Annotated in this window: 21 protein-coding genes; 15 read left to right on the forward strand and 6 right to left on the reverse strand. The window is 71.1% G+C overall.

The annotated features are described in order from the left end of the window. Positions 1-8 precede the first annotated feature (8 nt). The 5 genes from OG446_RS12335 (at position 9) to OG446_RS12350 (ending at position 6,059) form a co-directional block, all read left to right on the forward strand. Positions 9-434 carry a DUF6507 family protein gene (locus tag OG446_RS12335; protein ID WP_328894073.1) on the forward strand — a complete coding sequence of 142 codons (426 nt, stop codon included), beginning with the start codon at positions 9-11 and terminating at the stop codon, positions 432-434. Beyond that, positions 431-3,250 carry a hypothetical protein gene (locus OG446_RS12340; protein WP_328894074.1) on the forward strand — a complete coding sequence of 940 codons (2,820 nt, stop codon included), beginning with the start codon at positions 431-433 and terminating at the stop codon, positions 3,248-3,250. The genes OG446_RS12335 and OG446_RS12340 overlap by 4 nt, the downstream gene beginning before the upstream one ends. 13 nt (positions 3,251-3,263) lie before the next feature. After that, positions 3,264-4,133, forward strand: coding sequence for an immunity 49 family protein (locus OG446_RS12345; protein ID WP_328894075.1), 870 nt, complete (start codon positions 3,264-3,266; stop codon positions 4,131-4,133). Between the two features lie 270 nt (positions 4,134-4,403). Continuing rightward, positions 4,404-4,619 carry a DUF7691 family protein gene (locus OG446_RS37170; RefSeq protein ID WP_443050090.1) on the forward strand — a complete coding sequence of 72 codons (216 nt, stop codon included), beginning with the start codon at positions 4,404-4,406 and terminating at the stop codon, positions 4,617-4,619. Positions 4,620-5,099: 480 nt separating this feature from the next. Further along, positions 5,100-6,059 (forward strand): SDR family NAD(P)-dependent oxidoreductase, encoded by a 960-nt coding sequence (locus OG446_RS12350; protein ID WP_328894076.1) that lies wholly within the window; start codon positions 5,100-5,102, stop codon positions 6,057-6,059. A gap of 40 nt (positions 6,060-6,099) precedes the next feature. On the opposite strand, the gene OG446_RS12355 is transcribed toward OG446_RS12350, so the two are convergent. Both OG446_RS12355 and OG446_RS12360 read right to left on the reverse strand, forming a co-directional pair. After that, the gene (locus OG446_RS12355; RefSeq protein WP_328894077.1) at positions 6,100-7,617 is read right to left on the reverse strand and encodes an MDR family MFS transporter; all 1,518 of its coding nucleotides are present in this window, start codon (positions 7,615-7,617) and stop codon (positions 6,100-6,102) included. Between the two features lie 15 nt (positions 7,618-7,632). Then, on the reverse strand, positions 7,633-8,229 hold the full coding sequence (locus OG446_RS12360) for an NADPH-dependent FMN reductase (protein WP_328894078.1): 597 nt from the start codon (positions 8,227-8,229) through the stop codon (positions 7,633-7,635). 132 nt (positions 8,230-8,361) lie between these two features. Here OG446_RS12360 and OG446_RS12365 point away from each other — a divergent pair, with 132 nt between their 5' ends. The 4 genes from OG446_RS12365 (at position 8,362) to OG446_RS12380 (ending at position 12,378) form a co-directional block, all read left to right on the forward strand. Continuing rightward, entirely contained in the window at positions 8,362-9,111 is a 750-nt protein-coding gene (locus OG446_RS12365; protein ID WP_328894079.1) for a TetR/AcrR family transcriptional regulator, read from the forward strand. A 148-nt stretch (positions 9,112-9,259) separates the two neighbouring features. Beyond that, entirely contained in the window at positions 9,260-10,417 is a 1,158-nt protein-coding gene (locus OG446_RS12370; protein WP_328894080.1) for an acyl-CoA dehydrogenase family protein, read from the forward strand. Between the two features lie 18 nt (positions 10,418-10,435). Further along, positions 10,436-11,326, forward strand: a complete 891-nt coding sequence (gene tesB / locus OG446_RS12375) for an acyl-CoA thioesterase II (RefSeq protein WP_328894081.1) — start codon at positions 10,436-10,438, stop codon at positions 11,324-11,326. A 38-nt stretch (positions 11,327-11,364) separates the two neighbouring features. Then, on the forward strand, positions 11,365-12,378 hold the full coding sequence (locus tag OG446_RS12380) for a cation diffusion facilitator family transporter (RefSeq protein ID WP_328894082.1): 1,014 nt from the start codon (positions 11,365-11,367) through the stop codon (positions 12,376-12,378). Between the two features lie 15 nt (positions 12,379-12,393). Here OG446_RS12380 and OG446_RS12385 read toward each other — a convergent pair whose 3' ends face one another. Continuing rightward, a complete protein-coding gene (locus tag OG446_RS12385; protein ID WP_328894083.1) occupies positions 12,394-13,173 on the reverse strand; it encodes a phosphatase in 780 nt (259 codons plus the stop codon). 206 nt (positions 13,174-13,379) lie between these two features. On the opposite strand from OG446_RS12385, the gene OG446_RS12390 reads away from it, so the two are divergent. Further along, the gene (locus OG446_RS12390; RefSeq protein WP_328894084.1) at positions 13,380-14,651 is read left to right on the forward strand and encodes an APC family permease; all 1,272 of its coding nucleotides are present in this window, start codon (positions 13,380-13,382) and stop codon (positions 14,649-14,651) included. A gap of 13 nt (positions 14,652-14,664) precedes the next feature. On the opposite strand, the gene OG446_RS12395 is transcribed toward OG446_RS12390, so the two are convergent. Next, positions 14,665-15,039 carry a DUF6223 family protein gene (locus OG446_RS12395; RefSeq protein ID WP_328894085.1) on the reverse strand — a complete coding sequence of 125 codons (375 nt, stop codon included), beginning with the start codon at positions 15,037-15,039 and terminating at the stop codon, positions 14,665-14,667. A 232-nt stretch (positions 15,040-15,271) separates the two neighbouring features. Here OG446_RS12395 and OG446_RS12400 point away from each other — a divergent pair, with 232 nt between their 5' ends. Further along, positions 15,272-16,399, forward strand: coding sequence for a sensor histidine kinase (locus tag OG446_RS12400; RefSeq protein WP_328894086.1), 1,128 nt, complete (start codon positions 15,272-15,274; stop codon positions 16,397-16,399). Next, complete coding sequence (locus tag OG446_RS12405; RefSeq protein ID WP_328894087.1) at positions 16,396-17,058, forward strand: response regulator transcription factor; 663 nt, start codon at positions 16,396-16,398, stop codon at positions 17,056-17,058. Before OG446_RS12400 ends, OG446_RS12405 begins: the two co-directional genes overlap by 4 nt. Before the next feature lie 25 nt (positions 17,059-17,083). On the opposite strand, the gene OG446_RS12410 is transcribed toward OG446_RS12405, so the two are convergent. Next, positions 17,084-17,389, reverse strand: a complete 306-nt coding sequence (locus OG446_RS12410; RefSeq protein WP_328894088.1) for a PadR family transcriptional regulator — start codon at positions 17,387-17,389, stop codon at positions 17,084-17,086. A gap of 169 nt (positions 17,390-17,558) precedes the next feature. Further along, positions 17,559-18,185: an SACE_7040 family transcriptional regulator gene (locus OG446_RS12415; protein ID WP_328894089.1), complete on the reverse strand. Its 627-nt coding sequence runs from the start codon at positions 18,183-18,185 to the stop codon at positions 17,559-17,561. Positions 18,186-18,317: 132 nt separating this feature from the next. Here OG446_RS12415 and OG446_RS12420 point away from each other — a divergent pair, with 132 nt between their 5' ends. The 3 genes from OG446_RS12420 to OG446_RS12430 are packed head-to-tail and all read left to right on the forward strand — an operon-like array spanning position 18,318 to position 22,967. Beyond that, positions 18,318-19,925, forward strand: coding sequence for a carboxyl transferase domain-containing protein (locus tag OG446_RS12420; protein WP_328894090.1), 1,608 nt, complete (start codon positions 18,318-18,320; stop codon positions 19,923-19,925). A gap of 7 nt (positions 19,926-19,932) precedes the next feature. Next, positions 19,933-22,017: an acetyl-CoA carboxylase biotin carboxylase subunit gene (locus OG446_RS12425; protein WP_328894091.1), complete on the forward strand. Its 2,085-nt coding sequence runs from the start codon at positions 19,933-19,935 to the stop codon at positions 22,015-22,017. Beyond that, positions 22,014-22,967: a hydroxymethylglutaryl-CoA lyase gene (locus OG446_RS12430; RefSeq protein ID WP_328894092.1), complete on the forward strand. Its 954-nt coding sequence runs from the start codon at positions 22,014-22,016 to the stop codon at positions 22,965-22,967. Before OG446_RS12425 ends, OG446_RS12430 begins: the two co-directional genes overlap by 4 nt. Positions 22,968-22,982: the final 15 nt, after the last annotated feature.

Raw genomic sequence — 22,982 nt, forward strand, 5'->3', positions numbered from 1 at the left:
GGGTTTCAGTGACGGCGTGGGACATCAAGCCGCAGGGTGTGCAGGGGCAGCTGAAGCGGGTCGGTACGCACGCGGGTGACCTGGAGAAGGCGCTGAACGCGATGGTCACCGCGATATCGGAGGCGGCGACCCATGCGGGTACGGCGGTACCGGGCACGGCGGCGTCGCTGCCGGTGGCCGGGCCGGTGGCCGTGGGAGCGGAGCCGTTGTCGCATCCGACGCTGGGCCCGGTGGCGGCGGCGCTGGGCACGTACGTGACGGAGCGGAAGCCGCAGCTGAAGTCGATGGCGGAGCGCATCCAGGCCGCTGTGCTGGGTGCCGCGACGGCGACGAACGAGTACGTGGAGGGCGACCTGGAAGCGGCGAAGCAGGCCCAGGACGCTGCCAAGTCCGTGCGTCTGGACCTGTTGAAGGACATGGGGGCGGGCAAGTGAGCAAGAACGAGGCGGTCTCACCGTCGGGTATCCCGGTCTTCACCGGCAACCTGGCCCTGCTGGACCGCAGTGTGAGCGCACTGACGAAGGCCGGAGGGTCGATCGCCACGTCCGCCGGTGACGTACACGGCAGCTTCGGCGGTCTCCAGGCGTTCTACAAGGCGCCCGAGGCCGACCAGTTGTTCACGACGACGAAGCCGGTCGCGGACCGCGGGACGTCCCTGAAGTCGGACCTGGCCACGATCACGGCCGCGCTGAGCACGTACTCGGACGACGCCCACCCGCTCGTCGAGAAACTCAAGCAGCTCAAGCGCGAGGCCGACGCCTTCGTCGTTCAGATCAGGGACGACGACAAGTGGCGTGAGGACGGCGACCTGGTCGATGAGAACAACCACCGCCACGACGAGGTCATCGAGACGTGGACGGCGTTCCAGGCAGTGGAGCGGGCCTGCCACGACAAGATCGCCGCTCTGGTCGGCGGCCCTGCGCTGAAGATCGATGACGGCTCCGGCAAGAAGGGGACGTACGGCTACGACGCCGAGACCCTCAAGCACGCCGAGGGCCTGCCCTGGGGCGACCCGGTCGAGGAGTCCAAGCCCTGGTACCAACTTCACGAGCACGCCTGGGACTTCATCAAGGGCTTCGCCGTCGACGGTGTCTGGGGCACGATCAAGGGCCTGGGCACGCTGGTCGGCACGGATGGCTGGGACTCGGCCAAGCAGGCCTGGTCGGGCCTGGGCAAGCTCGCGACGGGCCTGGCGATCACGGCCACTCCGCTGGGCGTGGCGTACTGGATGACCCCCGAGGACCAACTCCCCTCCTACCTGCGTGATTCCCGCAACGCGGTGAAGGAGACCGGGAAGGCCCTGCTGGCCTGGGACCAGTGGGGCGAGAACCCGTCCCGCGCCGCCGGGGCGGTGACGTTCAACGTCATCACGACGGTCTTCACCGGTGGCGCGGGCGGCGCGGCCTCCGGCGCCGGAAAGGCGGCCCTGGCGGCGAAGGCGCTGTCCACCGCGGGCAAGGTGGGCCGGTTCGTCGACCCGATGACGTACGTCTTCAAGGGCGCGGGCATGGGCCTGACGAAGATCGGCGACGTGATGGCCGGCTTCAAGGGGCTCGGCACCTTCGAGGTCCCCGCCCTCCCGGAAGGCGCCATCACCCTCCCGGACGGCGGCTTCAAACTCGCCGACGGAACCCTGCACCTCCCGGAGGGCTCAGCGATCCCGGAGGCCGCGTTCGAGGTCCCCAGCAACTCCTTCAAGCTCCCGGACGGCGCGGAGATCCCGGCCGACGCGATCGACCTGGGCGACGGCGTGGTCCGCCTCCCCGAGGGCATGGCACCCCCGACCGGCTCCCTCCGCATCCCGGAAGGCGCCCTCAAACTCCCCGAAGGCACAACAGCCCTGCCCGAGAACGTACTCAAGGGCACGGACGAGCACGGCAACACCGTCTACCTGGACCGCCCGGGCAACGTCCTCAAGGAGGACGGCACCCTCGCACAACACCACAGCGCCGCGAAGCGGGAAGGCCTGGACACCGGTGCGGATACCCCGGCCACCCTGCCCCCGGCCCAGCAGCCGGTACTGGTCGGCGCGCACACGGTGGGCGGAAGCACGGACGGGACGCTCCGGATGGGCGACGACCTGGGGGACGTGGGGCGGGGCGGCAACGGCGCCACCGATCTCGGCAGGACGCCAGGCGGAGCGACAAACAACCTGCCGGGCGGATCAGCCGGCCACCACATGCCCAGCAACAGCCTGGACGGCGGCGGGCCGGGCGGCGGCCGCCCAACGAACCACCTCGATGGTGGAGGACCCGGCGGGGGCCATGCCGACCTCGGGGCCACCGGCGGCCACGACGTGCCCGATAACGCAGGCGCCGCTACGGCCGACGGTGCTACGGCTTCGCCGGCGCATCGGGCAGACGAGGGCGCCGCCGCAAGTAGCGGTGGGAGTTCCGCCGAGCGAGAACTGACTGCCGCCGAGCGGAAGAAGCTGCAAGACAAGCATGTGTGGCTGGCCAACAACAACGACGTGTGGCGCGACGCTCACTACCGAGGCGACGGCCATCGCTGGGACAAGAACGTCAAGGTCGACGGCGTTGAACTGCCCATCCTCAAGAAGGACGCCAACGGCACATGGGTAGCCAAGTACGACCTGCCGCACGGCCCTTCGGAGATCAAGCACGGCCGAACACCGCTCAAGCCGGACTCCGCCGACCCCAGGCACCTCCCACAGCTTGACGAGGCAGCAAAGAACAGCAGGGTGAGCGTGGATCTCTCCAACGCTGAAAGAGCATTCAAAGACGACCCATCGCCCCAGAACCACTCCGATCTTGACACGGCGACCACTGCCTACCGCGATCAATTGGCCGATATTCCCAACAACAGCAAGCACTCGGAGAGGCTCGGCGAGAAGGCATCCAGGCTCCACACCATCCCCAAGATCTTCCCGACAGCCAAATACGTTGATCTCCCCAGGACACCAAACGGCGCCAACATGCTTGACGACCTATACGAGATCGGCGATGACGGCAGCTATCTCGTTGTTGAGCAAAAGGGGCCGAAGGCGAATCTGAACCCTCCTCGCCTCGGCGCCGGTCCAGCCGCAAACATGATGGTCAAGCAAGGGACGAGACCATACCTGGAAACAATTTTCCATGAGATGTGGAAGCGAGGCGGCAAGGACAGGCAGCTCGCGGAGAAGCTATTCGACGCCCTCGAGAACAAGAAACTGCAGTATGTTCTGGTAAAGGGCCAAGAGAGCGCGGGCTCCTACGACGGATCCGTGCTTGAGTACTTCAAGATCTACTAGAGGAGAGAAACCAGTGGTCACGCGCGTTCCCCGCCACGACTTCCCAGTAGGGGTGACCCAGGACGACATGGCTTCGCTCACCGAGAGCACCGATCGGGTCCTCGATCGACTTGAAGTGTCGGAGATGTCCCGCTCCCGAGCCCTTGACTGCTGCTTGACCGTGGCCATGTCGCGCTGTGCCGGCGATCCCCGGGCCGAGAAGATCGAGACCTGGGAGGCGTGGGTCACTGCCATGCAGGTCGGCTCCGCACTGTTCGACTCGGCCACTGCGACAGAACGGGTGCTGCCCTGTCGCATCGGGATCACCGGTGAGATGAGGCAGCTCCCCGCAACCGGACCGACCTCCTACACGCACGCCGGATCGTGGCTCACTTCGGTCTACCTTGCCACGATCTGCCGCGAGGAGGAGCGCCTCGACCGTCTCATGCAGGTGCCAGTGTCGTTCCTCCGCGAATCCGGAGCGGTGTTCGACGAGTACGTCTATGAATGGGTCGAAGCTCTACAGAGCTACTGGGCCCGCCGCTCCAGCGACATGTGGAGCAACCTGGTCACCGCGATCAGTCTTGCCACCCCCGAGGCTGCCCGGATCGCCGACAAGGACACGCTGCTGAAGATCCTTTACCCACCGCTTGAACTATTTCAGCTCTATAACCGCGGGGAGGCTGACAAGTTCAACTCATCACTGAACGAGTTCCTCCACTGGCACAGGCAGTATTGGACCGCGGACGAGGCGCGATCCTTGAGCAGTGACGGCCTGGTTGCTCTCGCCCCGCTCGCCATCGCGTGCATGGCCTTCGACAACGACTTCGCAATCGAGATCGAATCCGAGTATCTGCCAAAGGAACTACTGCAGTTCGGCTGGTCCGGCGAGATCGACACCTGAGCACCATCAGGGGTTTTCGAGACGCGCAGTACCAGGCCCGTTCGGCGCCTTGTTCCGCGTCCGCGCCTGTCCGTAGGTAGTTGAGCAGGGTGGTCATGACTCGGCGGCGTCCGAAGGCGTAGACCGCGGGTCCAACGAACCAGAGCAAGAAGTTGGGGTCCGGGTCGTAGACGGCTGCGGCCATCTACGGGGCGAAGAACTCTTCGGGCAGGTGGGTGCGTTCGAGCAATTGCTTGCGCACCGCATGGGCACGAACATCAGCTTTGAACATTGCCCTGCACCTGCACACCGGGCTGCGGCGAGTGGGCTCCCGAACACATCGCCAAGGCGCTCCAGCAGTTCGAGGCCGCCAAACGCGCGGTCGACGAGTCGGGCCAAGCCCCGCCGATGGAGCCCGAAGTCCTGGAGGCTGTCATGCAATGCCTCACCTGGATGCGGCGCGCGCAAGCACGACCGGGCTACGGCGTTATCGGCTTCTGCTCCTGATGCCGAGGCAACGGCGGACGGGGGTGCCTGTCCTCTCCGCCGAGCCGCCGGCCCCCAACGCCTGCGACCCGGAGTCGAGAGTGATGTGGGTGCTCGCCCACGCGCCCGACGCCGCTCCAGCAGCCCCCGCCGCACCCACTTCGCTCTCAACTCCCCGTCGATCGATGCGCGCCCAAGCGCGGGGCCGATGGCGGCGAGCTCCTTGCGCTGCAGCAGCAGGTTCGTCAGCGCCGCCCCGAAGCCCTCCCGGCCCCCAGAGGTCAAGGCGCGCAGCGCGTGGAGCGCGATCGTGTCGCCGCGTTGCGGCACGTCGAGGCACGCCGTCCTGGGCCGCCACTACGACAGCCCGGCCTTCCTTGCGCGGAGCACTATCCCGATCTTGTGTGGCTCTACGAGCAGCACAGATGCGGCGGGCAGCCCCGGCACAGGCCACCAACTGCCCTTGCGTTAGAGCGCGGTTCAACACCTACCGTGCCCCTCATGACGACACCTCAGCACAAGATCGGCTCGGGCTTCGGTGCCCGCAGCACCGCGGACGACGTCCTCAGCGGGATCGACCTGTCCGGCAGCACCGCGATCGTCACCGGCGGCTACTCGGGGCTCGGCCTGGAGGCGACCCGTGCCCTGGCGGCCGCCGGGGCACGGGTCATCGTTCCGGCCCGGCGGCCGGCGGCCGCCCGGGAGGCCCTCGCGGGCATCGACGGCGTCGAGACCGACGACCTCGACCTGGCCGACCTCGACAGCGTGCGCGGGTTCGCCGAGCGGTTCCTGGCCTCGGGGCGCGACGTCGACATCGTGATCAACAACGCCGGGATCATGGCCTGTCCCGAGACACGGGTCGGACCGGGGTGGGAGGCGCAGTTCGCCACCAATCACCTCGGCCACTTCGCCCTCGTCAACCATCTCTGGCCGGCCATCGCCCGCGGTGGCGCCCGTGTGGTCGCCGTGTCCTCCGGCGCGCACGGCATGGGTATGCGCTGGGACGACGTGCACTTCGAGCGCGGCTACGACCGGTGGGCGGCGTACGGGCAGGCCAAGGCGGCGAACGTGCTGTTCGCCGTGCACCTCGACGCACTCGGCCGTGACGCCGGAGTCAGGGCCTTCGCCGTGCACCCGGGCAGCATCCTCACTCCGCTCCAGCGCCACCTCGCGAAGGCGGACATGGTGGACGCCGGCTGGATCGACGAGAACGGCACCCCGACCGACCCCACCTTCAAGACGCCCGGGCAGGGCGCGGCGACGGAGATCTGGGCGGCGGTCTCCCCCCAACTGGCGGGCATGGGCGGGGTGTACTGCGAGGACTGCGACATCGCCGAGCCGGCCGCCGACGGCGCGGAAGGCGGTGTGCACGCACACGCGACCGACGCGGAGCAGGCTGCCCGCCTGTGGGCGCTGTCGGCCGACCTCACGGGCGTCGACGCCTTCGCGGCGGCCCGCTGAGGGCCGTCGACCGGCCCGGGAACGCCGACCGGGCGGCCCCTCACTCCTCCCGCAACGGCACCTCCCGCATCAACCACGCCGCCAGGAAGATCACCACCCCCAGCACCGCGGCGCCGATCAGCACCCCGTGCAGGCCCTCGGTGACCGCTGTCCCCACCGCGTCCCGGACGCCCTCCGGCATCCCGCGTACCGCCTCCGGCGTCCAGGCCGTGCCGCCCTCCGGCATACCGGACGCGTGGAGGCGGCTCGTGTAGACGGCGCCGAGCACCGCGATGCCCAGGGAGCTGCCGATCGTACGGACGAGGGTGGTGGTTCCGGTGGCGGCGCCCATGTCGCGGGGTGTCGCGCTGTTGATCGTGACGAGCAGCGTGCTCTGCATCAACAGGCCCATGCCCACGCCCAGTACGAGGGTCAGGGCGGAGGTCACCGCCGTGGGGGTGCCGGTGTCCACCGTCATCAGCAGGACGAGTGCGCCCGCGGCCGTCAGCGCCCCGCCGATGATGGGGTAGGGGCGCAGGCGGCCGCCGCCCGCGAGGAGTTTGCCGACCAGGAGCTGTGCGCCGAACATCCCCGCCATCAGCGGGAGCAGCAGCATGCCGCTGACCGTCGAGGAGGCGCCGCGTACGAACTGCATGTACAGCGGCAGGTAGGCGGACGCCCCGAGCATTGCCGCGCCCACCAGGAACGTGAGGACCTGGGCGAGCGTGAAGTTGCGGTCGGCGAAAAGGCGGGGCGGGATGATCGGTTCGGCGGCCCGTCGCTCGACCCGGGCGAACCAGGCCAGGGCGAGGGCGCCCGTCACCCCGAGGCCGATGATCTGCGGCGACGACCAGGCGTACCGCGTACCGCCCCAGCTGCCCACCAGGGTCAGGGCCAGGATCGCGGTGCAGAGCAGGCCGACCCCCGCGCAGTCGATCCGCGCCTTGATCCTTTCGGTGTGCAGGTGCAGGCGCAGCCCGACCACGAGGAGCGCGAGGACGCCGATCGGGATGTTGACGTAGAAGACCCAGCGCCAGTTCAGCTGGTCGGTGAGGAAGCCGCCGAGCAGCGGCCCGCCGACCAGGGCGACCGGCATCATCGCCCCGATCATCGCCTGCGAGCGGCCCGCCTGGGAGGGCGGCAGCATGACGCCGATGATGGAGATGGCGCCGACCATGAGGCCGCCCGCGCCGAGTCCCTGGACGGCGCGGAAGGCGATGAGCTGCCCCATGTCCTGGGCGATTCCGGAGAGTACGGATCCGGCGAGGAACACCGTGACCGACCAGATGAAGCTGCCTTTGCGCCCGTAGAGGTCGCCGAGCTTGCCCCAGAGGGGTGTGGAGAGGGAGGCGGTGAGCAGATAGGCGGTCACCACCCAGGACAGGTGGTCGAGGCCGCCCAGGTCGCCGACGATCGTGGGCAGGGCCGTGCCGACGATCGTGCCGTCGAGAAGGCCGAGCATCAGGCCCAGCAGGAGGCCGAACAGGACGAGCTTCGACGGGCCACGGCTTTCCTCCGCGGGTGGTCGGGCGGCGTCGGGCGGTGGCCGGCCGGGGGTGTCCTTCGTGTACTGGCTCATGGCTGCCCTCGCCCCTCAGGCGGCGTACGGGTGGGTGGCCCGGGCGTCCCGCAGTGCGTGCCCCCACCAGGCGAGCTGGTCCAGCAGCGCCTTGGCGGCCGTGTCCACCTGGGGGTCGTCCACGGCGCCGTCCTCGCCGAACTGTCCGTAGGCGTTGTGGAAGCTGACCGTGTTGCGGATGGTCGTGGCGTTCAGCTCGGCCATCACGACCCGGAGCTGCTCCACGGCGCGCAGACCGCCGGAGAGACCGCCGTAGGACACGAAGGCGACCGGCTTGGCGTGCCACTGCTCGTTGTGCCAGTCGATGGCGTTCTTCAGGGACGCGGGAAAGCTGTGGTTGTACTCCGGCGTGACGAAGACGAAGGCATCGGCCGCCGCGAGGCGCGGTGACACCAGGGCGAGGGCCTTCTCGGTGCCCGGTGCGGGCGGCTGCCCGAACGCGGGGAAGACGGTGGGCAGCGGGGTCTCGGCGAGGTCGACGACGTCCACGGTCATGTCGTCGCGCTGGGCGAGGTGCCCCTTCAGCCACTGGGTGACGACGGGTGCGAACCGGCCCTCGCGGGTGCTGCCGACGACGACGGCGACGCGGAGCTGCGGACGGGTGCTGGGCATGGGTCCCCCCTGGAACCTGGAAGCGGTGGATGTGTACAGCGTATTTCTGTGCGTACAACGTATCCATCGATGTGTACGTTGTCCACTGCCGGATACGTTGTACGCTGACCGCTGACCGAGAGGAGCCCGCCCGTGGCCGGCCAGAAGAAGGACAGCGGCAGGAGCGACAGCAAGGGGCCCGACCTGTCCCTCTGGCAGCGCCTCCAACAGCCGGCGACCGCGCCCCGCGCCTCGCTGACCCTGGAGCGGATCGGGACCGTCGCCGTGGAGATCGCCGACGCGGAGGGGTTCGCCGCGGTCACGATGCGCAGGCTCGCCACGGAACTGGGGGTCGCCCCCATGGCCGCCTACCGCCACGTCTCCGGCAAGGACGATCTGTGGGCGCTGATGGCCGAGCGCGTGACCACGGAGATGCGGATCCCCGACGAGGTGACCGGATGGCGCGAGGTGCTGCGCGCCTTCGGCCTGCTGACCCGGGACATGATGCTGCGGCACCCCTGGGTGGGGCAGCTGCCCACCCATCTCTTCGTGCTCACACCCGGCCGGCTGGCCATCGCCGAACGGCAGCTGGCGGCGCTCGACGGACTCGGCCTCGACGAGGACGCGATGATGGTCGCGTTCCGTACCGTCAGCGCGTTCGCCCACGGCTCGACGCAGTCGGAAGTGGCCCTGAAGGAGTGGACGGAGTCCGCGGGCTGGTCGTCCGGCGACGAGACCCGGCTGGGCCTGGCCCCGCAGATGATGTACCTGATGGAGACCGGCCGCTATCCCACGTACCAGCGCTACGGACGGCGCGCGACCCGCAAGGACGACGCGACCTGGGCGTTCGAGACGGGTCTGGACTGCGTACTGGACGGGATCGCCGCCCGGTTCGGCATCTGAGGGCGGCCCCCGGGAACAGCGATCACCGGCCTCCCCGTCGGCGTGCTCAGCATCACCCTGGACAGCTCCGGTGACCGCCGGGTAACTTTTAACCAAGGCTGAGCAAGCGCTTAGCCAAGCCGAGCGAAGCCGACCAGGGAGGCACCCCGTGCGCCGTACGGTATTCAACGAGGACCACGAGGCGTTCCGGGAGACCATCCGCGCCTTCATCGCGGCCGAGGTCGTGCCCGTGTACGACGAGTGGTTCGCGGCCGGCCAGGCGCCGCGCGACTTCTACCTGAAGCTCGGCGAGCTGGGTGTCTTCGGCATCACGGTGGACGAGGAGTACGACGGCGCGGGCATCGAATCGCACAAGTACGAGGCCCTCATCTACGAGGAGACCGCTCGCGCGGGCGTCTCCTTCGGCGGCTCCGGCGTGCACACGCTGCTCGGCCTGCCCTACGTGAAGATGCTCGCCACCGACGAGCAGAAGAAGCGCTGGCTGCCGAAGTTCGTCACCGGCGAGGAGATGTGGGCCCTCGCGATGACCGAGCCGGGCACCGGTTCCGACGTCGCGGGCATGAAGACCACCGCCAAGCTCTCCGAGGACGGCACGCACTACGTCCTCAACGGCTCCAAGACCTTCATCACCGGCGGCGTGCACGCCGACCGTGTGATCGTCTGCGCCCGCACCTCCGCCCCGCGCGAGGACGACCGCCGCTTCGGCATCTCCCTGTTCGCCGTCGACACCAAGTCCGCGGGCTACTCGATCGGCCGCAAGCTCGACAAGCTGGGCCTGCGCGTCTCCGACACCGCCGAGCTGGCGTTCGTCGACGTGAAGGTCCCGGTCGAGGACCTGCTCGGCGAGGAGAACAAGGGCTTCGGCTACCTCGGCACCAACCTGGCCTCCGAGCGCTGGGGCATCGCCTTCGGTGCGTACGCCCAGGCCGCCGCCGCCGTCCGGTTCGCCAAGGAGTACGTCCAGGACCGCACGGTCTTCGGCAAGACCGTCGCCTCGTTCCAGAACACCAAGTTCGAGCTGGCCGCCTGCCAGGCCGAGGTCGACGCGGCCCAGGCCGTCGCCGACCGCGCGCTGGAGGCGCTGGACGCCGGTGAGCTGACCGCCGCCGAGGCCGCCTCCGCGAAGCTGTTCTGCACCGAGGTCGCGCACCGCGTGATCGACCGCTGCCTCCAGCTGCACGGCGGCTACGGCTTCATGAACGAGTACCCGATCGCCCGCCTGTACGCGGACAACCGGGTCAACCGCATCTACGGCGGCACCAGCGAGGTCATGAAGTCGATCATCGCCAAGTCCATGGGCCTGTAGAGCGACTACGTTCTCTCCATGAGCTCAGCACCAGACGCCGCCCTGCTCGATCTGCTCGATCTCCTCGACCTGGAGCAGATCGAGCAGGACATCTTCCGGGGCACCAGCCGTTCGGCGATCGTGCCCCGCGTCTTCGGCGGACAGGTCGCGGCCCAGGCGCTCGTCGCCGCGGGCCGCACCGTCCCCGCCGACCGGCCCGCCCACTCCCTCCACTCGTACTTCCTGCGGGCGGGGGACCCGGGCGCGCCGATCGTCTACAGCGTCGACCGCATCCGGGACGGCCGCTCCTTCACCACGCGGCGGGTCGTCGCCGTCCAGCACGGGCAGCCGATCTTCCACCTCTCCGCGTCCTTCCAGACGGACGAGGAAGGGCTGGAGCACCAGGCGGACATGCCGGACGCGCCCGACCCCGAGACACTGCCCACGGCCGCCGAGATGCTGCCGCGGTACGCCGACCGGTTCAGCGACCCGAGCGTCGTGGACCGGCTGATCGAGGCACGGGCCGCGGTCGACCTCCGGTACGTGGACGCCCCGCCGTTCGGTACCGTCGGCGAGCCGCGCGAGCCCCGCTCGCAGGTGTGGTTCCGTACCAACGGCAAGCTCGCGGACGACCCGCTGCTGCACGTCTGCATGGCCACGTACGTCTCCGACATGACGCTGCTCGACTCGGTGCTCCTCGCCCACGGGCGCGGCGGCTGGGCGGTCGGCGACGTGGTCGGCGCCAGCCTCGACCACGCGATGTGGTTCCACCGCCCGTTCCGGGCCGACGAATGGCTGCTGTACGACCAGGAGTCACCGTCCGCGTCCGGCGGACGCGGGCTCGGCCAGGCCCGTATCTACACCCAGGACGGCCGGCTGGCGATCACCGTCATCCAGGAGGGCGTCGTTCGGGTCCCGCGCGGGAACTGAACGGGCCGTACCCCGCTGATTCCGACATACTCCCCACCATGAGTGACGCGAAAGCCGATACGACCGATGGTGGGGAGTCCGGGGCGGCGGGCGGCGGCGAGTCCACCTTCACCGTCATCGTCGCGGCGGTCGCCAACCTCGGCATCGCCGTGGCGAAGGCCGTCGCCGGGCTGATCAGCGGATCGAGCGCGATGCTCTCCGAGGCGGCCCACTCCGTCGCCGACACGGTCACCGAGGTGCTGCTGCTCACCGCGCTCAAGCGCAGCGAGAAGCCCGCCGACGAGGAACATCCGCTGGGCTACGGCCCCGAGCGGTACATCTGGGCGATGCTCGCCTCCGTCGCCACGTTCGTCGGCGGCGCGGTCTTCTCGATCTACGACGGCATCCACACCCTGGTCGCGGGCGAGGAGCTCGGCGACCCGCTCATCTCGTACATCGTGCTCGCCGTCGCCTTCCTGCTGGAGGGCTACTCGCTGCGCACCGGGCTCCGGCAGGTGCGCGGCGAGGCCGACCGGCTGGGCACGCCCGCCACGCGCTACTTCCGGCTCACCCCGGACACCGCGGTCAAGGCCGTCGTGATGGAGGACTCGGCCGCGCTGGTGGGTCTGCTGCTGGCGGCGGGCGGACTGCTGGGCGGCCAGCTGTCGGGCTCCGGGGTCTGGGACGGGGTCGCGTCGATCCTGATCGGTGCGCTGCTCGTGTACGTGGCCTGGGTGCTCGGCCGGTCCAACGCCCAGCTGCTGATCGGGCGGCCGATTCCGCCGTCGATGCGGGCGGGGGTGCGCGAGGAGCTGCTCTCTGTGCCGCACATCATCGACGTACTGGAACTGACCACGCTCATCCAGGGGCCGGCCGAGATCCTGATCGCCGCGAAGGTCGACTTCCGGGACGTGGCCAGTGCCGAGCAGGTCGAGTGGGCCTGCGAGGAGGCTGAGCAGCAGCTGCGGGAGCGGTATCCGTCGATCCGCCGGGTGTATCTGGATCCGACGCCTGGCCTGGCGCAGCGGCGCCGGGCCCGGGCCGCGGGGGACGGCCCGGTGGCCGGGTCCTGAGCCGGTGCCGCCGGCTCAGAGCAGCCCCGCCGCGTCCAGCAGGTACTCGGTCAGCGGGTCGTAGAACCGCGGGTCCAGCACGTGGTCGTCCAGCGGGACGGCCACCTGGAGGGTGCCTTCGGCCTCCCCGAGGAACAGGGCCGGGTCGTTGCAGTCCGCGTAGCCGATGGCGTCCAGTCCTCGCTGGGCGGCGCACCCGGCCCAGCCGTGGTCGGCGACGACCAGGTCGGGCATGGGGCGCCCCTCCCGTTCCAGGGCGTCCAGGATCGCGGCCATCGGGGCCGGGGAGTGGGTGTGCCAGAGGGTCGCGCCGCGCTCCTGCACGGCGACGTCCGCGAACTGGAAGACCATGCCCTCGTCGGCCGTGAGCCCGGACGGGATGACCATGATCTCGCAGCCGGCCGCCCGCAGCGCGGCGGCGGTCTGCCGGTGGACGTCCAGGAGCCCGCCGGGGTGCCCGGTGGCGAAGAGCACCCGCTCCGTCCCGTCGGCCGCCTTCCGCAGCCGGGCCGCGGCCCGGTCCAGGGCGGCGACGGTCAGCTCGGGGTCGATGGTGTCCTGGCCGAACCGGTGCTCCGGATCGTCGCTGACGCCGCATCTCTCGGCCATGACCGCCAGGACGTCCTGCTCGTCGCGCCACCGGTCGCCGAGTTCGAGTCCCAGCCAGAAGTGGCGGTCGCCGTTGGCGAGCTTGCGGTAGTGGGAGAGGTTGTTGTCGCGCGGGGTCGCGACGTCTCCCGCTATGCGCGTACGGACGAGGTGGTCGACGAGGGCGGCGCGGCTGGGTATCGGCATGAAACCCATTGTGCCGTGGAGTGTGCGCAGCGTGCCGGTGGTATTGCGGCACGGGTCCCGTCGTACGGTCGCGGGCGCCACGTGCTCGGTCACGGTCGTGGGCCGGAGAACCCGGCGCCTGGGCAGGGGCCGGGCTCCAGGCTCATATATCGTCAGCCGATATCGGATCTCGTAAGAGGTGCGGAGCTGCTGCCGAGGAGTGGTCCATGAGCAAGCCGTCGCCGGACGGTGTCCCGGATGAGCTGCGGCGGCGGCTGGGGGTGTCCGATGCCGTGGTCATCGGACTGGGGGCGATGATCGGTGCGGGCATCTTCGCGGCGCTCGCCCCGGCCGCGCACGCGGCCGGTTCCGGACTGCTGATCAGCCTGGCCCTCGCCGCGTTGGTCGCGTACTGCAACGCGACCTCCTCCGCGCGGCTCGCGGCCCGCTACCCCGCCTCCGGCGGCACCTACGTCTACGGGCGCGAAAGGCTCGGCGACTTCTGGGGCTACCTCGCCGGGTGGGGGTTCGTGGTCGGCAAGACCGCTTCCTGCGCGGCCATGGCCCTCACGGTGGGCTCATACGTGTGGCCCGGCCAGGCCCATGTCGTCGCGGTCGCGGCAGTGATGGCGCTGACCACGGTGAACTACGCCGGAGTGCAGAAGTCCGCGGTGCTGACCCGGGTGATCGTGGCCGTGGTCCTGGCGGTCCTCGCCGCGGTGGTGGTCGCCTCCCTCACCTCCTCCGCGTCGAGCGTGGCCCGGCTCGACGTCGGGGACGACGCCACGTCCGCCGGGGTGTTCCAGGCCGCGGGCCTGCTGTTCTTCGCCTTCGCCGGCTACGCACGCATCGCCACCCTCGGCGAGGAGGTCCGCGACCCGCAGCGCACCATCCCCCGGGGCATCCCGATCGCACTCGGCATCACCCTGGTCGTCTACGCCGCCGTCGCCGTCTCCGTGCTGAGCGTGCTGGGCCCCAGGGGGCTGGCGGAGGCCGCCGCGCCCCTGTCGGACGCGGCCCGGGCGGCGGGCGCCGACTGGCTGGCGCCGGTCGTGCGCGCCGGCGCCGCCGTGGCCGCTCTCGGCTCGCTGCTCGCGCTGATCCTCGGTGTCTCCCGCACCACGCTGGCCATGGCCCGCGACCGGCATCTGCCCCACGGCCTGGCGGCGGTGCATCCGAGGTCCAAGGTGCCGCACCGGGCCGAGGTCGTGGTGGGCGCGGCGGTGGCGGTGGTCGCGGCGACGGTGGACGTGCGCGGGGCGATCGGGTTCTCCTCCTTCGGCGTCCTCGCGTACTACGCCATCGCCAACGCCGCCGCCTGGACCCTGCGGCCGAACGAGGGCCGTCCCGCGCGGATCATCCCCGTCACCGGGTTCGCCGGCTGCCTGTTCCTGGCTTTCGCCCTGCCGCTGTCCTCGGTGGTAGCCGGGGCCTCGGTGCTGGCCGTGGGCGCGGCTGCATACGGGGTGCGCCGCGCGGTCGCCGCACGCACGCCGTAGCCCGGCGCGGCGGTCAGGCGGTCGCCCGGTCCGGCGGCAGGCCGGAGCGGCGGGAGCGGGTCAGCGCCCGGCGCCCCAGGAACACACCACCCAATCCCAGCGGGACGGCCACGACGGCGCCGACGAGCCCGTTGCCGGTACCGGGACCGCCACTGGAGGTGGCCAGGTGCAGTACCGCGAGGGCCGTGCCGGCCATCCCCACCGCGATGGCCGACATCCCGCCGGTGCGGGCGTTGCCGGTGCCGATCCGGCCGCGGGCGCGGGCCAGGGCCAGCCAGCCGATGACCAGGCCGATCAGTCCTACCCCGAGGGCCAGGTTGGCCCCGGTGCGTCCGTCGCCGATGATGCCGCCCTCGGCGGCCGTCATCAGCGCTGCTGAAGCACTCATACCGCTCTCCTCCTCCTACGCCGTCGCTGATTGAGCTCTCCGATACGCCTCGATCCTGCGCCCGGGCACCTCGGCCGGTCGTCCAGCAGGTGCGGACACTTTCCCCTGCCGCCACTGCGGCATCCGGATAGCGCGGACGCGGCAGACGGCGCGCGGGTACCGCACACGCGGTAGCCGGCCCCTCGTCCACGAGACGGACTCGCCCGCCACCGCGTCCGGCTACGGTGCCCCCATGGGCGAAAAGCGGTTCGCTGTCCCGGCCGGAGTCACCGACTGGTCGATCGCCGTGGCCGTGGTGGCGCTGCTGCTGGGCACCGGGCTGTCCGGACCGCACCCGGCCGGGGACCGCGCGCTGCTCGGCACCGTGCTGCTGGCGGCCGGCGGGCTGGCCCTGACCGTGCGCCGCCGGGCACCACGCGTGGTCCTGACCGTCGCCGGGCTGTCCGCGGTGGGCTACCAGGCGGCCGGGTTCGACGTGCTCGCCGTCGCCTACCTGGTCGCCGTCTACAGCGCCGTACGCGCCGGGCACCGCGCCATCGCACTGGCCGCGTCCCTGGGCCTGGTGGCCGTGCTCCACCTCACCGCCCTGGTCCTCCATGACGGGCCCGCACGCGAGGCCGTGGCACAGGCCAGAAGCACCCTGGAGCTCGCCTGGCTGATCGCGGCCTTCGCTGCGGGGGAGGCGGTACGGCAGGCGGAGCAGCGGGCGGACGAAGCCGAGCGCACCCGCGAGGAGACCGCGCGAAGACGGGCCGACGAGGAGCGGCTGCGCATCGCCCGGGAGCTGCACGACTCGCTCACCCACCAGATCTCCGTCATCAAGGTGCAGTCCGAGGTCGCCGTACATGTGGCCCGGCGGCGGGGCGAACAGGTGCCGGAGGCCCTGCTCGCGATCCAGGAGGCCGGCCGGGAGGCAAGCAGGGAACTGCGCGCGACCTTGGAGGCGCTGCGCGACGACGACACCACGCCGCCGCACGGACTCGGACACATTCCCGACCTGGTGAATCGGTTCCGGACGACCGGCCTGAAGACGACGCTGTCGATCGAAGGACATCCGCATGCCGTGCCGACCGCGGTGGCCCGTACCGCCTACCGGATCGTTCAGGAGTCGCTCACCAACGTCTGCCGGCACGCCTCCGCCACCACCGTCTCGGTACTGATCGGCTACCGGCCGAACGCCCTGGCCATCCGCGTCGACGACAACGGGAAGACCACGCAGGACGCCGCGCAGATGCCTGGCCTCGGTCTGCTCGGCATGCACGAACGCGTCACCGCCCTGGGCGGACGCCTGCACACCGGATCGCGCGCCACAGGCGGCTTCACCGTCCGGGCCGAACTCCCCACCGACGGAGTGTCGTGATCCGTGTCCTGCTGGTCGACGACCAGCCGCTCCTGCGCAGCGGCTTCCGCGCGCTGCTCGACCTCGAAGACGACATCGAGGTGGTGGCCGAGGCCGCCGACGGCGAGGAGTGCCTGGCGCTCGTCGAGGAGCATCTGCCCGATGTCGCGCTCATCGACATCCAGATGCCTGTCATGGACGGCATCGAAGCGACCCGCCGCATCGCCGCGGACCCGGCCCTGGCCGGTGTGCACGTCGTCATGCTGACCAACTACGGCATGGACGAGTACGTTCTCGACGCGCTGCGCGCCGGCGCCGCGGGCTTCCTCGTCAAGGACATCCTTCCGGAGGACTTCCTGCACGCCGTACGCGTCGCCGCCCGCGGTGACGCCCTGCTCGCGCCCGCGATCACACGCAAGCTCATCGACCGCTACGTCACCCAGCGCCCCTCCACCCGCGCCGACAGCGGGCTGGAGGAACTCACCGGCCGCGAACGCGAGGCGGTCGCCCTCGCCGCACAGGGACTGTCCAACAGCGAGATCGGCGAGCACATGGTCATCGCCCCGTTGACCGCCAAGACCCACATCAACCGGGCCATGGCCAAGCTCCACGCCCGCGACCGCGCCCAGCTCGTGGTCCTTGCCTACGAATCCGGCCTGGTGACACCGCGCGACCACTGACCCCGCGCGCCCGGCCGGCCGGGCGCTACAGCTCCTCGTCGCCCAGGACCTCACGGGCCAGTTGTCTCAGCGCCTGCCGGTCCTCGGCCAGGGCCTTCCTCCCGGCCTCCGTCGCCCGGTAGACGCGCCGGGTTCGCCCGTCAACCACGCGCTGCTCCGAGGCCACCAGCCCGTCGGCCTCCAGCCGGTGCAGCGTCGGGTACAGCGTGCCGGGACTGATCCGGTAACCGTGGGAAGCCAGTTCCTCGGCCATCCACGCGCCGTGGATCTCCTCCTCGGCCGCGTGGTGCAGGATGTGCAACCGCACCGCACCGCGCTGGAACTCCCGCACCCTGGCCCACCTCCGGCAGTGACGCATCCGATATCGGTATCCGATCCTATGCCGGAGCCGAACGGGCGGACCTGCCCCCGGCCCGGTCGCGATCGGCGCTCCGCACCTCCTCGCCGTCGTCGAGCCCGGTCACGCCCTCGTCGCGGACCCCGTGGCCCTCGGCGCGCGCTCAGGCCGCTTCCCGCTCCCCCGCCGCCGCCGCGAAGGCCCCCCGCGCCAGCCGGTGCAGCAGCGCCGCCGTGTCCGTGCGGCCGGGCAGCGCACCGGGCCGGCCGAGGTGCGGGGTGGAGTTGAGCAGCCCGAACACGGCGTGGACGGTGGCGCGGGCCTCGTGCTCGGGGAGTGCGGGGTAGAGATCGCGGACGACGGCGACCCAGACCTCGACGTACTCGCGCTGGAGCCGGCGCACCCGCTTGCGGTCGGTGTCCCGCAGGCGGTCCAGCTCGCGGTCGTGCAGGGTGATCAGTGGGCGGTCGTCGAGGGCGAAGTCGATGTGGCCCTCGATGAGCGCGTCCAGGAGCGCCTCGGGGGACCGGTCACCGGAGGCGTCCTCGGAGACCCTCAGCTGCCCGCCGGCCAGCAGCCGCTCGCTGATGCCCACGAGCAGTTCGGCGAGCATCGCGTCCTTGCCCGGGAAGTGCCGGTAGAGGCCGGGGCCGCTGATGCCGACGGCGGCGCCTATCTCGTCCACGCCGACCCCGTGGAAGCCGCGCTCGGCAAAGAGGCGGGCGGCCTCCTTGAGGATCTGCTCACGGCGGGTGGGAGCCGCGACGCGGGCGGCGGCATGGGTGCTCATGAACAGTCATTCTAGACAGGTTCGTTAGCGGTCGTTAACCTATGGGATACGTTAACGCTCACTAACAACCTCTCCCGCTACGGACGGGACCGAGGTCGTCACACTGCGGTACGGGCAAGGGGGCTCGACAGGATGCAGCAGGCACCGGTGCTGGCGAGCGCGGCCGATCCCGCTTCGGAGGCCTGGCAGGCCAACGAGGCGGCGCATCACGCGCTCACCGACGAGCTGCGCAAGCGGCTCGCCACGGCCAGGCTCGGCGGGGGTGAGAAGGCCCGCGCCCGGCATGTGGCGCGCGGCAAGCTGCTGCCCCGGGAACGGGTGGACACCCTGCTCGACGCGGGGTCGCCCTTCCTGGAGCTGGCGCCACTGGCGGCCGAGGGGCTGTACGGGGGCGCGGCGCCGGCCGCCGGGGTGATCGCCGGGATCGGCCGGGTCAGCGGCCGGGAGTGCGTGATCGTCGCCAATGACGCGACCGTCAAGGGCGGCACGTACTACCCGATGACCGTGAAGAAGCACCTGCGGGCCCAGGAGGTGGCGCTGGAGAACCGGCTCCCCTGCCTGTACCTGGTGGACTCGGGCGGCGCCTTCCTGCCGATGCAGGACGAGGTGTTCCCGGACCGGGAGCACTTCGGGCGGATCTTCTACAACCAGGCCCGGATGTCCGGCGCCGGCATCCCGCAGATCGCGGCGGTGCTGGGGTCCTGCACAGCCGGTGGGGCGTACGTCCCGGCGATGAGCGACGAGGCCGTGATCGTCCGCAACCAGGGGACGATCTTCCTCGGCGGGCCGCCGCTGGTGAAGGCCGCGACCGGCGAGGTCGTGACCGCCGAGGAGCTGGGCGGCGGCGAGGTCCACTCCCGTACGTCGGGGGTCACCGACCATCTCGCGGAGGACGACGCGCACGCGCTGCGCATCGTGCGGAACATCGTGGCCACGCTGCCGGACCGGGGCGCGCTGCCGTGGTCCGTCCAGCCGGCCGACGAGCCGAAGGTGGACCCCGCCGGTCTGTACGGGGCGGTCCCGGTCGACTCGCGCACGCCCTACGACGTGCGCGAGGTGATCGCCCGGGTCGTCGACGGCTCGCGGTTCGCCGAGTTCAAGGCGGAGTACGGCACGACGCTGATCACCGGGTTCGCGCACATCCACGGCCACCCCGTCGGCATCGTCGCGAACAACGGCATCCTGTTCTCCGAGTCCGCCCAGAAGGGCGCGCACTTCATCGAGCTGTGCGACCAGCGCGGCATCCCGCTGGTCTTCCTGCAGAACATCTCGGGCTTCATGGTCGGCCGCGACTACGAGGCGGGCGGCATCGCCAAGCACGGCGCCAAGATGGTCACCGCCGTCGCCTGCACGCGGGTACCGAAGCTGACCGTGGTGGTCGGCGGGTCCTACGGCGCGGGCAACTACTCCATGTGCGGCCGGGCCTACTCCCCCCGTTTCCTGTGGATGTGGCCCAACGCGAAGATCTCCGTGATGGGCGGCGAGCAGGCCGCGTCCGTCCTCGCCACGGTCAAGCGCGACCAGCTGGGCGACGACTGGAGCACCGAGGACGAGGAGTCCTTCAAGGCCCCGATCCGCGAGCAGTACGAGACCCAGGGCAACGCCTACTACGCCACCGCCCGGCTCTGGGACGACGGCGTGATCGACCCGATGGAGACCCGGCAGGTGCTGGGGCTCGCCCTGACCGCGTGCGCCAACGCCCCGTTGGGCGACGCCGGCTTCGGCGTCTTCCGGATGTGAGGAACAGATGACCATGTTCGACACGGTGCTCGTCGCCAACCGCGGCGAGATCGCGGTCCGGGTCATCCGGACCCTGCGGGAGCTGGGCGTGCGCTCGGTCGCCGTCTTCAGCGACGCGGACGCGGACGCCCGGCACGTACGGGAGGCCGATACGGCGGTACGGATCGGGCCCGCCCCGGCGGCCGAGAGCTATCTGAGCGTGGACCGGCTCCTGGAGGCCGCCCGCCGCACGGGCGCGCAGGCCGTCCACCCCGGCTACGGGTTCCTCGCCGAGAACGCGGGCTTCGCGCGGGCGTGCGCGGACGCGGGGCTGGTCTTCATCGGACCGCCCGCCGCCGCCATCGCTCTGATGGGCGACAAGATCCGGGCCAAGGAGACGGTCGCCGCGGCCGGTGTCCCGGTGGTGCCGGGCTCCTCGGGCAGCGAGCTGACCGATGGTCAACTGGCCGAGGCGGCGCACGAGATCGGCATGCCGGTCCTGCTCAAGCCGTCTGCGGGCGGCGGCGGCAAGGGCATGCGGCTGGTACGCGACGCGACGCTCCTCGCGGACGAGATCGCCGCCGCCCGGCGCGAGGCGCGCGCCTCCTTCGGCGACGACACCCTTCTCGTGGAGCGGTGGATCGACCGGCCGCGCCACATCGAGATCCAGGTGCTGGCGGACGGCCACGGCAACGTGGTGCACCTCGGCGAGCGCGAGTGCTCGCTCCAGCGCCGCCACCAGAAGATCATCGAGGAGGCGCCCTCGGTCCTGCTCGACGAGAAGACGCGCGCGGCCATGGGCGAGGCGGCCGTCCAGGCAGCCCGCTCCTGCGGCTATGTCGGCGCGGGCACGGTGGAGTTCATCGTCCCGGGCAACGACCCGGCCTCGTACTACTTCATGGAGATGAACACCCGGCTCCAGGTCGAGCACCCGGTGACGGAGCTGATCACCGGCCTCGACCTGGTCGAGTGGCAGCTGCGGGTCGCGGCGGGTGAGCAACTCCCTTACGGACAGGCTGATATCACCCTGACCGGGCATGCGGTCGAGGCCCGGATCTGCGCCGAGGACCCGGCCCGCGGCTTCCTGCCCTCGGGCGGCACCGTGCTGGCGCTGCACGAGCCGCAGGGCGGCGGGGTGCGGACGGACTCGGGGCTCGCCGAGGGCGGCGAGGTCGGCAGTCTGTACGACCCGATGCTGTCGAAGGTGATCGCGTACGGCCCCGACCGGGCGACCGCGCTGCGCCGGCTGCGGGCGGCGCTCGCGGACACGGTGGTCCTCGGCGTCCCGACCAACGCGGGCTTCCTGCGCCGGCTGCTCGGCCACCCGGCCGTGGTGGCGGGCGAGCTGGACACCGGGCTGGTGGAGCGCGAGGTGGACGCGCTGGTCCCGGACGGGGTGCCCGAGGAGGTGTACGCGGCCGCGGCGCTGCTGCGGCAGCACTCCCCCGGACCGGCCCGCACGGACGTCTGGGCCGACCCGTTCTCGGCCGGTGACGGCTGGCGCCTCGGCGGTACCCCGGCGCGCACGGTGCGGCATTTCCGGATCCCCGGCCACGACCCGGTCCAGGTGGGCCTGCGGCCGTGCGGCACGGGCGCGGAGCTGTCCTTCGGCCACGTCGGCGAGGGCGCCCGGCCACCGCTCCCCGCCTCCGGCACCTGCGGCCCCCTGGGTCCGCTGCCCGGCAGCGCCGAGACGGCCAGGACCCTGTCCGTCGACGGGGGCCGGATCACGCTCGAACTCGCGGGCGGCACCCACTCGTTCGCGTACGCCGTCTCCCCGGAGGGCCACTGGCTCGGCCGGGACGGCGACACCTGGCACGTCCGGGACCACGACCCGGTGGAGGCGTCGCTGTCCGGCGCCGCCCGCTCCGGTGCGGACACGCTCGCCGCGCCCATGCCCGGGACGGTCACCGTGGTGAAGGTGGCCGTCGGGGACGAGGTCGCCGCCGGGCAGAGCCTCCTGGTCGTGGAGGCGATGAAGATGGAGCACGTCATCTCCGCCCCGCACGCCGGCACCGTGACCGAACTCGACGTGACCGCCGGGACCACGGTGGCCATGGACCAGGTACTGGCGGTCGTGGTCCCCGTGGCCGCCGCCGGGGAGGAAGCATGACGAACACCGGCCGCACCCTGCCGATGACCGTGGCCGCACCGGACCTGCCCGCCCGGGTCCGCATCCACGAAGTCGGCGCCCGTGACGGGCTGCAGAACGAGAAGGCGGTCGTGCCGACCGAGGTGAAGGCGGAGTTCATCCGCCGGCTCGCGGTCGCCGGCCTCGGCACGATCGAGGCGACGAGCTTCGTCCACCCCAAGTGGGTACCCCAACTCGCCGACGCGGAGCAGCTGTTCCCGATGCTCGGCGACATAGGGGACGTGGGCGACGTGGCGCTGCCGGTCCTCGTGCCGAACGAGCGGGGACTGGACCGGGCCCTGGCGCTCGGCGCCCGCCGGATCGCCGTCTTCGGCTCCGCGACGGAGACCTTCGCGGCCCGCAACCTCAACCGCACGATCGACGAGTCGCTCGCCATGTTCGAGCCCGTCGTGGCCCGCGCCAAGGCGGACAAGGCGCATGTGCGCGGCTACCTGTCGATGTGCTTCGGCGACCCGTGGGAGGGGCCCGTCCCCGTCCACCAGGTCGTCCGGGTCGCCAGGGCACTGATGGACCTCGGCTGCGACGAGCTGTCGCTCGGCGACACGATCGGGGTCGCGACGCCCGGCCACGTACAGGCCCTGCTGTCGTCGCTGAACGAATCGGGGGTGCACACCGACACGATCGGGGTGCACTTCCACGACACGTACGGACAGGCCCTCTCCAACACCCTCGCCGCGCTCCAGCACGGCGTGTCCACCGTGGACGCCTCCGCGGGCGGCCTCGGCGGCTGCCCGTACGCGAAGAGCGCGACCGGAAACCTCGCCACGGAGGACCTGGTCTGGATGCTCGACGGCCTCGGTATCGAAACCGGGGTCGACCTCGACGAGCTCACCGCCACGAGCGTGTGGCTCGCCGAACAGTTGGGCCGGCCCAGCCCGTCCCGTACCGTCCGCGCACTCGCGGCGCAGTGACCCAGTTCCCACAAG

It is taken from the genome of Streptomyces sp. NBC_00236 (assembly GCF_036195045.1).
GTDB lineage: Bacteria > Actinomycetota > Actinomycetes > Streptomycetales > Streptomycetaceae > Streptomyces.